The organism is Emticicia sp. 17c (assembly GCF_037153985.1).
In the GTDB taxonomy this organism is placed as follows: domain Bacteria; phylum Bacteroidota; class Bacteroidia; order Cytophagales; family Spirosomataceae; genus Emticicia.
Map to the genome: position 1 here is coordinate 21,951 of NZ_JBBAYI010000013.1, position 14,785 is coordinate 36,735.

The window sequence follows — 14,785 nt, forward strand, 5'->3', positions numbered from 1 at the left end:
GCCACACCGATTAGTGTGGCTTTTCATGATATTTTTCTGAAATTAATTTCGATTAACGAGGGCGTCCGCCACCACCGCCAGCAGGCGTTTGAGGCTGTGCCTGTGAACCACCTTCTGATTCGCCAGCTTTGGTGTCATCGTTGCTTACTTTTTTCTTGCTACGGAATAAACCACTATTTCCACCGTTAAAATCCATTTTTCCGAACATATAGTTAATCGAGAAGCGTACTGCTCTGTTATAAATATGACGTACTGAATTAGAAGTAAAGGTTGGGTCGCCAGACATACTTTTAATGGTCAATGACTTCGTAAACGGATTATCTAAGCCGAAATTAAAGCTACCTTTTTTGTTATTGAAGTCTTTCTTGATACCGATATTATAATATCGATAAGCACCCTGATAACCTTGTAACTGCACCTGACGGCTTCCGATAAACCCAAATGCCTGCGCTCCCCAGCCTTTGGTAAAGCTATAAGAAGCATTAAAATTAAAGTTTGAGTTCCAGCCTTTGTTCGAGATACCTTTAACAACTGTTTTGTAAGTATTGTCGGCTTGTAATTCAGGAATAACAATTGAACCATTAAGGAGGTTATTGGTAAAGTTTGCGCCACCACCCAGACGGAAGCTCTTAGTCGGCTGAATGTTCAGGAATAAACTTGCTCCATAGTAGTTCGTTTTACCAATATTCTCGAAGGTAGTAGTAACAACTCCTTTCTCGTCAACTGACCTTACCGAAGTAATATTGTTATCGGTGAAACGACGGAACACAGAAACATTAATTGAGTTAGCTTTAAAGAAAGTATTGTAGTTAAACTCAAAGTTATGGCTTAGCTCTGGTTTAAGTAATGGATTACCATACGATATATTCAGAGGGTCGGCGTAGTTAATAAACGGATTCAGGAAGTCGAGCGACGGGCGTTGAATACGTTGACCATAGCTGAATCTGACTTTGTGGTTTTTAGGAAAATCTTTTGAGAGCGTAAAAGTCGGAACCACGTTATCGTAAGGAGCAATGGCCGTTGGTTTGTCAGAATTCTGGAACTTGGCGTTAATTCTAGTGTTTTCGTAACGAACCCCCATTTTCAAACCCCATTTTTTAGGCAAAGCTAATGCTAAAGTAGCATAGGCAGCACCTACTTTCTGGTCATAGTTAAAATCGTTTGTACGAGAAGGCACAAGCACGTAGTCGGCCACCTGCCCGTCATACTGAAAGAAATCATACGCACTTGTTACATCGCGCAAAATATATTTTGCACCAATTTCAAATACATTCTTTTTGAAGGGATAAGTATAGTCGGCTTGGAAAGTAGTTTCAGTATTGGCTCCGTCGTTATTACTTTTGTTAAACGGATTAGCGTTCTGGTTGGTTGTAAAATCAGTATTACGAATATTTTTACCGTGTTGCACCAGAAACGTAAAATCATGCCCTTGCTCTTTGAATGTACGCGTATAGTTAAAGTCGAAGTCAAGGCTATTATTACGGCGAATCTGTTTTATATCACGTGTATATTGTTGCATAACAACCTGAGCAGCATCTTGCAAAAGCGAAGTTTGTGGCCCTACGGTATTAAAATTACCTACACCCAAACGCCCACTGAAGGTAAGCGAGTTTTTAGAGTTAATATCATAGTCGATACTTAACTGGGTATTTCCAAACAAACGTCTTACATTGTTGGCATCAGTCTGCGAAAGCGTAGTACTTATCCCTTTTACCGAGCTTTGTCGGGTAGTAGCGCCATCGCTAGGTGTATTATACGAGCCATTACCACCAAAGTTCAAGGCTGTTCCGATTTTCTTTTTACGGAGGTTAATATTACCAAAGGCATTAGCACCACGTGTACCAGCACCAGCATTTACAAAACCTGTTAAGCCTTGCAGGGTATTCTTTTTAGTAACGATGTTGATAATACCCGCGGTACCTTCGGCATCGTATTTAGCCGATGGCGAAGTAATTACCTCAACCGATTTAATCATATCAGCCGGAATCTGCTTTAAAGCATCGGCAATATTACTAGCCAGAATACTCGATGGCTTGTTGTTAATCAATACTTTGATGTTTCCACTACCTCGCATTTGCACGTTACCGTCCATGTCAACAGTAAGCATGGGTACTTTTCTTAATACATCTTCGGCTGTACCCCCACGGCTTGTAATATCTTTTTCGGCATTGTAAACCAAACGGTCAACTTTGTCTTCTACCAATGCCGCTTGAGCCGTAACTGTTACTTCGTTCAATACTTTGGTATCAGTAGCCATCATTAAATTGCCTAAATTCACCTCTGCTTTATTGCTGGCTATTTCAACTTTATTAAGAGTTGTATTTTTATAGCCGATAAACGAAGCCACCAGTTTATAAGTACCTTTGGCCAAGTTTTTCACGGTAAAAGCACCGTTCATATCGGTCATTGAGCCATCAACTACTTTATTGTTTTTGTCATAAACGGCAATAGAGGCAAATTCAACAGGCTTATTGGTGGTAGAGTCAATTAATTTACCTGTTATTTTGGCTGAGCCGCGTGGAATATCGTCTTGTGGGTTTTGTTGTTGTTGCTGTGAATTCATCCCCGGAAAACCTCCCCCAGAACGACCTCCTCCACCGAAACCCCCTCCCCCGGGAAACTGTGCAAAAGTAGTGGTCAGGAAACCCAGAGATAATAGGGCAAGTAAAATTTTTCTTTTCATTTTCGTAAATAATGTTAAAACTGTCTAGCGGTTGTAATAGCTAAAGTATCTTGATTTTGTACAAAATTACCACTCATATTTCCATTAAATACTAGTGAAAACATTAAAAGATTTATAAAATTTACAATCACCTTAAAATAATAGATGAAAAGATAAGATGAGTAGATGAGTGATAAATTCGGCTGAACCGACAGGCAGATAAAAAAAGTATCAGGAACTCACAATTTGTATTTTCTTCTGACCGGATTTATCAGAAATTTCTTATGTGTTGTAAAACTTTCGGGGTGCATTTGTGCAAACAAAGTTTTCCATTCTTCAAAGCGTGACGGCTCTGCTTTGGCAAATTTTTCTTGGTCTATTTTTTTGCTAATCAAATACTCCTCAAAAGTCATGGTTTCCTGTTTTTGTACAAATTTACAGACTAATTAATTGAATTGCTAATACTGCACAAATTGTTTCTGACAATTGTATGTAAAACGGTTTGTAAATTTAGTTTTCTCTTCTTTATATATACGTGAGCCTGACGTTTGATTTTATCAGGACTAACGGTGCTTATCTGATTTTTTTAAAGTATCCGAAACCCTAATTGCATTTAAACCGTAAATGACATAAATTGTCAGATAAATTACCTGTACACCTATGCAAATAATCAAGAAAAAACACCCGCTTGCTATCAGATGGTTTCATTGGGTTAACTTTCCGGTACTAGCTATTATGATATGGAGTGGTATGCTTATTTATTGGGCTAACGGGGTGTACAAAATTCAGTTAGGCGATATAGTTCTGGTTAAATTTTTTCCAAAAGGGTTTTACACCAGCCTTAAAATTCCTCAGCGCCTCGCCGAAGGCATGGCTATACATTTTGTATTCATGTGGTTATTTTTTCTGAATGGGCTTTTCTACGTATTATATACTTTTATTTCGGGCCAGTGGCGTTACCTCGTCCCTAACAAATATTCTTTTAAAGAAGCATGGCAGGTTTTACTGCACGACCTACACCTGAGCAAATATCACCCACCTGTGGGCAAATTTAATGGAGCGCAACAAATAGCCTATTCGGCCATTATTTTAATGGGTATAGGCTCATTGTTAACAGGGCTTGCCATTTATAAACCTGTGCAGTTTTTCTGGCTCACTTGGCTTTTAGGCGGCTATGCCTCTGCCCGTGCTATACATTTTATACTTACCATTGGCTATGTACTGTTTTTCTTGGTTCATATCATACAGATAATCAGGGCAGGATGGAACAATTTTCAGTCTATGATAACAGGTTTTGAGATACAACCCCTAGCACCCACCCCTGAAGAAGAACCAACACCTAATGAAGAAATACCCGTAAATTCATAAAAGTTTTACACAATGAAAAATGAGACAGAAGAGTGGTCCGACAAAAAAATTCGCAGAAGAACTTTTTTTTCTTTTGCAGGTTTTTTATTGGCAGGTGTCGGTGGTTGGTTTGGCTGGAAATGGTTTAAAAATTTACCCAGAACCAATAACAGACTACCCGACTTGACCCGTGACGTTTTGAGTGCAAATGAGAAAGTGAACGATGTTTTTTTCAGCCATAAAAATCTGGCAAAAACATACCCCAAAGACCGAGCCGCCCGAACTCCAAGAATCAATGGAAAAATAGGTTTAAAAGAAGCAATTAATACTGCAAATTGGCAGCTTGAAGTGGTGAATCCTGCCACGAATGAATCAACTTTTTTCCAGTTAGAGCAGATAAAAGCATTGCCCAAGCAAGAAATTATTTTTGACTTCAAGTGCATTGAAGGCTGGGACCAGATAGTGAATTATGGCGGCGTAAAACTTGCCGATTTTCTGCATCATTACCAACTTGGTAAAAAAACTGGCACACAAGAGTGGTATAAATATGTTGGTCTTGAAACACCCGACGGCCAGTATTATGTAGGACTAGACATCGAAAGTGCATTACACCCGCAAACCCTTCTTAGCTTTGAATTAAATAATGCGCCGCTTTCAAACCTGCACGGCGCACCACTACGCCTGATTATTCCGGTGAAATATGGCGTAAAAAACCTGAAACGTATCGGAAAAATGTTTTTTTCTGATACTCCGCCCAGAGATTTCTGGCATCAGCAAGGCTATGACTACGACGTGACCCTATAAAACTCTTGCTGCCTACTATACGGCTAAAGTTCAGCGTATCAATCAATGTTTCTTAGCCATCCGGTCAGGCTTCGGCGTTCGCGGTTGGCTGGTAATACCTCATGCTCTATTTTATCGCTCTCAAATACCACAAGCCGCCCACCCAATGGCAAAACTACTTCGTCTTTATCGGGCAAATACAACACCAGTTCGCCCCCGTTTTCGGGTTCCCATTGCTGATTAATATAACATATAAAGGAGAGTTTTCGCCCCGAATCGTTTCGGAATTTATCGAGATGCCGTTTATAGAAAGTACCTACGGGGTAAGAGGCATAATGAATTTCATAAGATCTTAACCCCAAAAAGCAGGTATAGTTTACGTATGACATAAATTCTTCAAGCCTGTTCAGAAACTCGGTTTCAATCGTATTAGCGTTGTTTCGTTCAAGCCACATAATTTCGTCTCCACGAATACTCTTGACAATATCCTGATTTTTACTGATACCCGCCTGTTTAAACTCTTGTGCCTGATAGTGGTCTGTCAGGCTTTTATTGAGTTGTGTAATTTCTTCTTCTGACAGAAAACCATCAATAATGCCATAGCCACGGTCGATTATTTGAGAAATTATTGATTCAAATGAAACTTGCCATGTTTCTTCCATATTTTATACGTAATTTTGCACCCGTTTTTATATCTGCCCAATAGATGTTGTGAAAACAACTTAACTCTGAGCGCAGGTATTGTTCACAAAATTAGATAAAAATGTCGTTTCTTCAAGAATTACACAAGCGTCGAACCTTTGCTATTATTGCTCACCCCGATGCCGGAAAAACCACTCTTACCGAGAAGTTGCTTCTCTTTGGAGGGGCTATTCAGACAGCAGGTGCAGTAAAATCGAATAAAATCAAGAAATCTACTACTTCCGATTTTATGGAAATCGAGAAGCAAAGGGGTATTTCGGTGGCAACCTCGGTAATGACCTTTGAATACAGAGACCTTAAAATTAATATTCTGGATACGCCAGGCCACAAAGATTTTGCCGAAGATACTTACCGCACACTTACGGCCGTTGATAGCGTTATTCTGGTAATTGACTGCGTAAAAGGCGTTGAGGAACAAACCGAAAGACTAATGGAAGTGTGCCGGATGCGTAACACGCCCGTTATTATTTTTGTTAATAAACTTGACCGTGAGGGGCAGAATCCGTTCGATTTGCTGGACGAACTCGAACAAAAGCTCAGCATTAAAGTTCGTCCGATTACTTGGCCTGTTAATGGTGGTTCAAACTTTAAAGGGGTTTATCATTTACTTGAAAAAAAGATGAACTACTTCGCCGTAAATAAAACAAGGCTGGAGGATGACATTGACGTTATTTCGCTCGAATCAGAAGTGTTGGATAAAAAGGTAGGGCAGAAAGATGCCGACCAGCTACGCGAAGATGTAGAACTGATTGAGGGCGTTTATAACGAGTTTAATCAGGAAGATTATCTGGCCGGAAACCTAGCTCCTGTTTTCTTTGGTAGTGCTGTCAGTAACTTTGGAGTAATGGAATTACTGAATACTTTCTGTGATATTTCGCCGCTTCCGGTTCACCGCATGACAGACAAACGCCTCGTTGAACCTGAAGAAAAGAAATTCAGTGGATTTGTATTTAAAATTCATGCTAATATTGACCCCCGCCACCGTGATAGAATTGCCTTTTTAAGAATATGCAGCGGTCAATTTGAGCGTGGTAAGTTTTACAAGCATGTGCGCCTTAGTAAAGATATGCGGTTCTCGAGCCCGTTTGCGTTTCTGGCCGACAGAAAAGACGTGGTAGAAGATGCGTATCCGGGAGATGTAATAGGCTTGTATGATACTGGTACTTTCAAAATTGGCGATACCCTAACCGAAGGAGAAGAATTACAGTTTACAGGTATACCGAGCTTTTCGCCTGAGATATTCAAAGAGGTTATTAATAATGACCCAATGAAATCGAAGCAGTTAGAAAAAGGAGTTCAGCAATTAACCGATGAAGGCGTAGCACAGTTATTTACTGTACAACCCGGTAACAGAAAAATTATTGGTACTGTTGGTGAGCTACAATTTGAGGTAATTCAGTACCGACTCTTAAACGAATATGGTGCCAGTTGCCGCTTTGAAGCCAGACCTTACTCAAAAGCCTGTTGGATTACCGCTACGGATAAAACCAAACTAGCCGAATTTATCAGGCTAAAAAGCAATTTTATTGCGTATGATAAAGATCAGAATCCTGTATTTCTGGCAGAAACAGACTGGATTTTACGTATGAATATCCAGAATAACCCAGATATTAAGTTTCATACTACTTCCGAGTTTAAAACAGCTATGGCATATTGAGAAAATCAATATGCCATTTTTTAATATTTCACTTTTATGCTATGGTAATTGGTTTGTTCCTGATAGTCGGTGCGTAGTGGGAAACTCTCCCAATCGGCTGGCAGCAAAATTCTTCTCAAATCAGGATGCCCCACAAACTCAATTCCTAGAAGGTCGAAAGCCTCTCTTTCGTGCCAATCGGCAGTTCTCCAGATTGGGGTTAAAGATGGCACCTTAGGCAATGAGCCATCTTCGGCAGTACGTGGTACTTCTACTTTCAAAACCAGATTATGCCCATACGGAATAGAAGTCAGGTGGTAAATTACCTCTATGGTTCCTACGGCTGGCCCATTGTCGATAGCTGTTATACAAGATAAAAAATCGAAATAAAGTTTGGGTTGTACATGCAAAAACTGGCATATCTCCAGTATTTTTTCGGCTGGTACGGTCATGCTTGGTTGTAATGAAGTTTTATCTTCTTTCAGAATTACACCCTCGCCAAACATGGTGATAATTAACAAACGGATTAAATCGTATTCCATCATTTAAAAACTCCTGATAATCTGTTCAAAATTCTATATGAGGTAAAGGTAATATATATTCGTGTATGTATGAAAAACAAATAAATTATTTCCAAAATTAAACCTTTTTCACCGTTTTTGCTCTAAGAATTGCAACGTTGTAAAAATCATAGTTATTCAAATTAATTTTTTAAACAATGAGAAAACTTATTTTAGTCGGCTCACTAATAGGCGGACTGGTTATGGGAGCTTATGCACAGGATGCAAAACAGACTCGTGGAGATTGGAAAGGCAAAACTCCAGAACAACGTGCCGAAATGAGAACCAAACACATGCAAGAATCACTTGCTTTAACCAACGAACAGTACCAGAAGATTTTAGCAATTAATCTGGAACAAGAGAAAAAAAGAGAACTGCAACATAAAGAAAATCAGGAGAAAATGGCAGCGGCGCGTCAGGAAATGAGGGCCAACCATGAAGCCTTGATAAAAAATTATGAAAATGTACTTACCCCCGAACAAATGACCAAGTTTAAAGACGAGTCAAAAAAAAGAAGGGCTGAGATGAGAGATAAAATGAAAGGCAGAAGGAGACGTTAATAATTGCTCTGGCCTAACAGTATAAAAGGCGTAGGGAATAAATAAAAACCCTACGCCTTTTATATTTATATTTAAGAGAAGAATTATATTTGTTGTGACAGAAGATACAGCACGGCCATTCTGACAGCTACACCGTTTTCGACTTGGTCAAGAATAATAGAATGATGTGAGTCTGCGGCATCGCTCGATAACTCAACCCCTCTGTTGATTGGCCCCGGGTGCATCAGCACAATTTCTTTGTCGAGTTCGTCTAGCATTTGTTTATTAATCCCGAAATAGAGTGAGTACTCTCTGAGCGAAGGAAAATATTTAATTTGCTGGCGTTCGAGCTGAATTCTCAATACATTGGCAACGTCGCACCATTGCAGGGTTTCTTTCACACTGTGAGAGATTCTGACACCAATTTCGCCTATATATTTTGGCAATAAAGTGTTAGGCCCACAAATAGTTATTTCAGCACCTAGTTTCTGTAAACAGAATATATTTGATAAAGCCACCCGCGAATGCAGGATGTCTCCGATAATGGCTATTTTCTTTCCTGCCAAGTCGCCTAATTTTTCTTGCATCGAAAAAGAATCCAGCAATGCCTGTGTTGGGTGCTCATGCGTACCGTCGCCGGCATTTACAATATTGGCTTTGATTCTTTTTGATAGATAATGCGGTGCTCCGGGGCTACTATGACGCATAACAATCATATCGACCTTCATGGCCAAAATGTTATTAACGGTATCGAGCAGGGTTTCGCCTTTTTTAACCGAACTACCTGAGGCTGAAAAATTAACGACATCGGCCGATAATCTTTTTTCAGCTAGTTCAAATGAAAGACGCGTACGGGTTGAGTTCTCAAAAAATACATTGGCAATCGTAACATCTCTTAACGAAGGAACTTTCTTGATAGGGCGGTTTATTACTTCTTTAAATTCCTTAGCTGTTTCTAAAATAAGTTGTATATCGTTGGCGGTGAGGTCTTTAATACCGAGTAGATGTTTTGTACTCAATGATTGCATCTGAATTGTAAGAGAATGTTTCACAAAATTAAAAAAAAAGCCCCAATACACAAAAGGGGCTTACAAAAATCATGATAACTCAGGGGCGGTTTGTTTTTCGAGTTGTATAACCTTACTTAAATCGTCCCAGAAACTTGGGTATGATTTTACAACCACGTGTGGCTCTTCAATGGTTACGTCTGTAAGCATAGCTAAAGGAGCAAAAGCCATAGCCATGCGGTGGTCGTCATAAGTAGCAATTGAAATATCTGCCGAGCCAAATTCAAAGCCTGACCCTGCCACCTTATAGGCTGTATTAGTTACTACCTCTGTTAAGGTACCACCAAACTTTTTAAGTTCGTTCTGTAAAGCCAGAATCCGGTCTGTTTCTTTAATTTTCAGGCTTTCAATTCCTGTAAAAGTAGCTTCAATACCTTTAGCCACACAAACCACAGCTACTGTTTGTGCAAGGTCAGGACAATTGGTAAAGTCCCAGTTGAGTGTTTGCTGTGCACGTATCTTGGTCAATAGTACACCGTTGGGTGTAAAAGTGCTTTTCACGCCTAACACCTCCATAATATTAACAATGGCACTATCGCCTTGCAATGAATTTTCTTTCAAGCCCAAAAGTTCTACTTGTGTATCTTCAAACGCCGACAATGCCACTACACTATACCAATAACTCGCACCCGACCAGTCAGACTCTATCTGATAACTCGTAGGCTCATAAACCTGTGGCAATACCTTTATTACTTTTTGTTCCCAGTTAGCCTCTGTTTCTACGCCAAAAGCCTGCATCTGGGCCAATGTCATTTTTATATAAGGAATAGAACCTAAATCGCCGGTCAGGTTAATCACCAATCCTTTAGGCAACGTTGGGGCTATCATCAGTAAAGCAGAAATATATTGGCTACTTACATCACCTCTGATAGTGATTTCGTTGGTTTGCTGATTAGCAAGCCCTTTGATGTGTAAGGGCGGGTACCCTTCTTTTTGCAAATAGTCAATCTCTGCGCCAACAGTGCGCAAAGCCTCTACTAAAATCCCGATAGGTCGTTCACACATACGTGGTGTTCCTGTCATTATTTTGTTCTGGTTGGTTGCCGTAAAATAAGCTGTCAGAAAACGCATGGTAGTTCCGGCATCAATTACATCGGCCACCTGTTCGTCCGACTTTAGCAAACGAATCATGGTTTGTGTATCACGTGCCGTAGAAAGGTTCTGTAAATCGCCTTTAAAACCTGATAAAGCGTTGATAATTAAAGCTCTGTTACTTTCCGATTTAGAAGAAGCCAGTTGAATTTTTACGTCAAAAACCTGCGTGTTTTTGTAGAGAAGTACTTTTTCCAAAATATAAGGGTGGTTTGTCGTCAAATCTTTTACGGCCACAAAATTACTGTTTTTATCGTTAAAATCAGCAATGTGTTTTTTTAAAATTATCTACTGTTTTTATCTGTTTATGGATTTCAGACTCTTTTGTTAGATATTTGTAGAATTTTTTCCACAATATATAAATAAAGACTACATTTTAAGTTATAAATTCTTTCAGGAATATTTTTTTTATTAAAACAGTAAACGTTCCACAATTAATAAAATATTACTAACATGAAAGCTATATATATGTTCTTGTTCTCACTTACTATTCTTTGTAGTTCGTGCGAGATAATAGACGACTTGAAGCCGTCTTCACAAAAACAAACGGGTAATGACACAGACACCACAGGAACCACAAATCCGAGTGGGAATAACCCTGACCCTGTTGCTGAAAAACCAGACTATGTTGAGTCTACGCCACAAGACTTAATGCACCAGTCCTACGGGCCTGATGACCTCCAAAAATATGACATCCATATTCCAGCCAAACGTTCTTATACCAAAACCAAAGTTGTGATTATTCTACACGGTGGGTCATGGAAAGAGCTTGATAAAGGCTTTATGAACAACTATGTAAGCCAGATAAAATCTAAAGGTGACAACTGGGTAATTGTAAACGCAAACTACCGTCTTACATTTCAGAATGGCATTAAATATGACCAACAATTACAGGATTTAGGAACACTTATTACCAAAATTCTATCATTAAGACAACAATATAATTTCTCAGACAAGATTTATTTCATTGGAGCAAGTGCGGGCGGACATCTGGCTTTGTCTTATGCCTTTACGGTTGACAAAGGGAAGTACGTAAAAGGGGTTTCGGTAATTGCTGCGCCTGTTGACCTTACCTCCGAAAAAATACGTGTAGGTGAGTTCGGGCAAGACATTGAAAACCTGATTGGTAAACCTTATAGCCAAGACCCCGAAGCCTACAAACGTGCAAGCCCACGTTTTCAGGTAACTCGTGTAGCTCCTCCGGTAATTATGTTCTATGGTGGCAAAGATGACTTTATCCCATCTGACCAGGGCGAAATGCTTTCACAACAACTACAAGCCAATAGTGTTATCCGTTCATATAATTTTTATCCCGAACAAGGTCATGAATGGATGCTTCTGAGCGAAACCATTGACAAAACGCTTGTTTTCTTCGGTGATGACAACACCAGAAAATAAGCTTTCCTGACGAAATCCACATAACTTATTAAACAAAACAGTGCGGAGTAGCCGATGTTGCGCTCCGTACTGTTTTAGTTATAAATCTATATTTGCTGTTTTGTTGTCTTCGTTCTAATTTCTGCCTGAAACAATGTATATCTTCAATACGAGGCATTTTTCTTCCCTTACAGCGTAAAAGTTGTATGCTTACTTTTGTAGATACCCAAACAAAAGTGACTTTTATTATTTTTACAGATTTTCCTGTGGTTTTTCTACACAATCACCCAATTTAGGGGATGTTTTTTTTAAATAATTAGTAGAAATTTGTGGTTTGGTCTCAATTACAAATTAATTCATCAACATTCTTACAAATATTGTATCGATTCGTTTACTTTTACGAAAAATTTTCATCAAACTATTAAATTTTAATTATGAAATTATTACGCCTGACACTTATTCCCTGTGTTCTTTTGGGAATGACCCTCACAGGGTACGCTCAAAAGAAAGACGACAAAAAACCTGAAGAACCTGTAAAAACTACTCCTCCTGCTGCCACTCCAAAACCTGCCGAAGCACCCAAAGCCGGACCAAAGCCTTACAAAGATGTAATTACCGACAAAGCAAAAACCAGTAAAGGACTTATTACTGTTCATAAAATTGACGACAAATATTTCTTTGAAATTGCTGACTCTTTAATTGGCCGTGACATCATGACCGTAACCCGTTACTCAAAAACGGCTGCTGGTGGTGGTATTTTTGGTGGAGAAGAAGTAAACCGTCAGATGGTACGATGGGAAAAAGGTCCTGAGAACAAACTTTTCTTACGTTCTATCTCTATCGTTATGACGAGTGCCGATAGCACCAAGCCTATTTTTCAGGCGGTAAGAAACTCAAGTGCCGACCCTATTATTGGTTCTTTTGACATCAAAGCCTTTAAAAAAGATACTTCAGCAGTAATTGAAGTAACAGATTTCTTTAAAGGTGATAATCAGGTATTTTCACTTGACCCTATCAACAAACAATTATTGAAAATTGCTGCCTTACAAGCTGACCGCTCGTATGTGCAACACATCCGTTCGTATCCAATCAATACTGAAATCCGTACGGTTAAAACTTTCAGTGTAATTCCGCCAACCATTTCGTTGTCGCCGATGCCGCAAATCGGGCAATATCTGCCTGCTTCGCGTGATGCGGGTGTAGTTACCATGGAGTTCAACACTTCTATGATTCTGTTACCAAAAGTACCAATGCGTAAACGTTATTTCGACCAACGCGTGGGTTATTTTGCTAACCAGTATTCGGTATTTGGTGAAGAATCTCAAAAATCAGACAACGATGTGTTTGCTGTAAGATGGAGACTTGAACCTAAAAGCAAAGAAGATGCTGAACGCCAGAAACGTGGCGAAGCTATTGAGCCTAAAAAGCCAATTATCTATTACATAGACCCTGCCACGCCTAAAAAATGGCAAAAATACCTGAAAGCTGGTATTGATGACTGGCAAATAGCTTTTGAAAAAGCAGGTTGGAAAAACGCTATCCGTGGCGAAATCCTGAGCGAAAAAGATAGCCTTAGCCTTGAAGATGCACGTTTCTCGGCCATTCGTTATTTCGCAGCCGATATTCAGAATGCTTACGGGCCAAACGTTCATGACCCACGTAGTGGCGAAATCCTTGAAAGCCACATTGGCTGGTACCACAACGTAATGCGTTTGCTACGTAACTGGTATCTGATTCAAACAGCTGCGGCTGACCCTCGTTCAAGAACTAAAAACTTTGACGATGCTCTTATGGGTGAACTGATTCGTTTCGTGTCATCACACGAAGTAGGTCATACTTTAGGTTTACGCCATAACATGGGTGCAAGCTCGGCTACTCCTGTTGAAAAACTTCGTGATAAAAACTGGGTAGCTCAAAACGGCCATACATCTTCTATCATGGACTACGCTCGTTTCAACTATGTAGCACAACCAGAAGACGGTATCACCGATTTCTTCCCTCGTATTGGTGACTACGATATCTGGGCTATTAAATGGGGTTATTCTTACTTTGCAGATGCTAAAGATGCCAAAGAAGAAAAGAAAATTCTTAATGAGCTAACCAAAGAAGCAACCAAAGACCCTCGTAAGAGATTTGGTACTGAAACCAGCCCTTATGACCCACGTTACCAAACCGAAGACCTTAGCGACAACGCAATGAAGGCTTCTGACTATGGTATCAAAAACTTGCAAAGAATTGTACCGAACCTAACTGCATGGAGCAAAGAAGATGGCGAATCGTACAAAGAACTAGCCGAACTTTATGCCAACGTAGTTGGTCAGTTCCGTCGTTATATTGGTCACGTAACCAAAAATGTAGGTGGTATCTATGATACTCCAAAAACCTACGATATGGACGGAAACGTGTTTGAAGTAGTGCCAAGAGCTACACAAAAAGATGCTGTTGCATTCCTGAACCGTCAGGTGTTTGCAACTCCAACGTGGTTACTTGACCAAAACATTCTGAATAAAATTAACATCGAAACTGGTGTTGAGGCTGTCAAATCAATTCAGGAAGCTACTTTAAATAACCTATTGGCAGGTGACCGTGCCGTTCGGTTAATGGAAACAGGTTCAACAAACCCTGCTAACTATAACCTTGACGAGCTAATGACAGATTTGCGTGCAGGTATCTGGGCTGAATTAAAAACCCACAAACCAATCGATATCTATCGTCGTAACCTGCAAAAAGTTTTTGTTGAGAAAGTAAATACTCTTTTAACGCCAACTACTGCAATGGTAATGTCGATTCCTCCGGGAGTAACCTACGGATACGATACGCGCGTAGTTGACCTTAAGAAAACCGATTTACCTTCAATTGCAAGAGCGCATCTGGAAGCATTGAAGTCAGAAATTAAAGCAGCATTGCCTTTAACTACCGACAAAATGAGCAAATACCATTTGCAGGATGTATTAAAACGCATTGAAAACGCTTTAGACCCTAAATAAGCTGGTTCAAAAGCCATACCAACAAAAAAGCGA

General features: G+C 39.7%; 12 protein-coding genes. 6 read left to right on the forward strand and 6 right to left on the reverse strand.

Going from position 1 to position 14,785, the window contains the following annotated elements; translation table 11 throughout:
* Nucleotides 1-52: 52 nt before the first annotated feature.
* Nucleotides 53-2,683: a TonB-dependent receptor domain-containing protein gene (locus WAA15_RS20865; protein ID WP_337044780.1), complete on the reverse strand. Its 2,631-nt coding sequence runs from the start codon at nt 2,681-2,683 to the stop codon at nt 53-55.
* A gap of 218 nt (nt 2,684-2,901) precedes the next feature.
* On the reverse strand, nt 2,902-3,075 hold the full coding sequence (locus WAA15_RS20870) for a hypothetical protein (RefSeq protein WP_337044781.1): 174 nt from the start codon (nt 3,073-3,075) through the stop codon (nt 2,902-2,904).
* Between the two features lie 247 nt (nt 3,076-3,322).
* Here WAA15_RS20870 and WAA15_RS20875 point away from each other — a divergent pair, with 247 nt between their 5' ends.
* Both WAA15_RS20875 and WAA15_RS20880 read left to right on the forward strand, forming a co-directional pair.
* Nucleotides 3,323-4,030 carry a cytochrome b/b6 domain-containing protein gene (locus tag WAA15_RS20875; RefSeq protein WP_337044782.1) on the forward strand — a complete coding sequence of 236 codons (708 nt, stop codon included), beginning with the start codon at nt 3,323-3,325 and terminating at the stop codon, nt 4,028-4,030.
* 12 nt (nt 4,031-4,042) lie between these two features.
* On the forward strand, nt 4,043-4,813 hold the full coding sequence (locus WAA15_RS20880; RefSeq protein WP_337044783.1) for a molybdopterin-dependent oxidoreductase: 771 nt from the start codon (nt 4,043-4,045) through the stop codon (nt 4,811-4,813).
* Nucleotides 4,814-4,851: 38 nt separating this feature from the next.
* On the opposite strand, the gene WAA15_RS20885 is transcribed toward WAA15_RS20880, so the two are convergent.
* Complete coding sequence (locus WAA15_RS20885; RefSeq protein ID WP_337044784.1) at nt 4,852-5,454, reverse strand: 2OG-Fe(II) oxygenase; 603 nt, start codon at nt 5,452-5,454, stop codon at nt 4,852-4,854.
* A gap of 101 nt (nt 5,455-5,555) precedes the next feature.
* On the opposite strand from WAA15_RS20885, the gene WAA15_RS20890 reads away from it, so the two are divergent.
* Nucleotides 5,556-7,151 (forward strand): peptide chain release factor 3, encoded by a 1,596-nt coding sequence (locus WAA15_RS20890; RefSeq protein ID WP_337044785.1) that lies wholly within the window; start codon nt 5,556-5,558, stop codon nt 7,149-7,151.
* A 20-nt stretch (nt 7,152-7,171) separates the two neighbouring features.
* Here WAA15_RS20890 and WAA15_RS20895 read toward each other — a convergent pair whose 3' ends face one another.
* Nucleotides 7,172-7,672 (reverse strand): NADH-quinone oxidoreductase subunit C, encoded by a 501-nt coding sequence (locus WAA15_RS20895; protein WP_337044786.1) that lies wholly within the window; start codon nt 7,670-7,672, stop codon nt 7,172-7,174.
* Nucleotides 7,673-7,848: 176 nt separating this feature from the next.
* Here WAA15_RS20895 and WAA15_RS20900 point away from each other — a divergent pair, with 176 nt between their 5' ends.
* Nucleotides 7,849-8,250 (forward strand): hypothetical protein, encoded by a 402-nt coding sequence (locus WAA15_RS20900; protein ID WP_337044787.1) that lies wholly within the window; start codon nt 7,849-7,851, stop codon nt 8,248-8,250.
* Between the two features lie 83 nt (nt 8,251-8,333).
* Here WAA15_RS20900 and WAA15_RS20905 read toward each other — a convergent pair whose 3' ends face one another.
* Together WAA15_RS20905 and WAA15_RS20910 are read right to left on the reverse strand one after the other, a co-directional pair.
* A complete protein-coding gene (locus WAA15_RS20905) occupies nt 8,334-9,257 on the reverse strand; it encodes an aspartate carbamoyltransferase catalytic subunit (protein ID WP_337044859.1) in 924 nt (307 codons plus the stop codon).
* Nucleotides 9,258-9,326: 69 nt separating this feature from the next.
* Nucleotides 9,327-10,586 (reverse strand): 3-phosphoshikimate 1-carboxyvinyltransferase, encoded by a 1,260-nt coding sequence (locus WAA15_RS20910; protein WP_337044788.1) that lies wholly within the window; start codon nt 10,584-10,586, stop codon nt 9,327-9,329.
* 255 nt (nt 10,587-10,841) lie between these two features.
* Between WAA15_RS20910 and WAA15_RS20915 the strand changes: the two genes are divergently transcribed.
* Nucleotides 10,842-11,786, forward strand: coding sequence for an alpha/beta hydrolase (locus tag WAA15_RS20915; protein WP_337044789.1), 945 nt, complete (start codon nt 10,842-10,844; stop codon nt 11,784-11,786).
* Nucleotides 11,787-12,199: 413 nt separating this feature from the next.
* Nucleotides 12,200-14,752, forward strand: coding sequence for a zinc-dependent metalloprotease (locus WAA15_RS20920; RefSeq protein WP_337044790.1), 2,553 nt, complete (start codon nt 12,200-12,202; stop codon nt 14,750-14,752).
* The last annotated feature ends 33 nt before the right edge of the window (nt 14,753-14,785 follow it).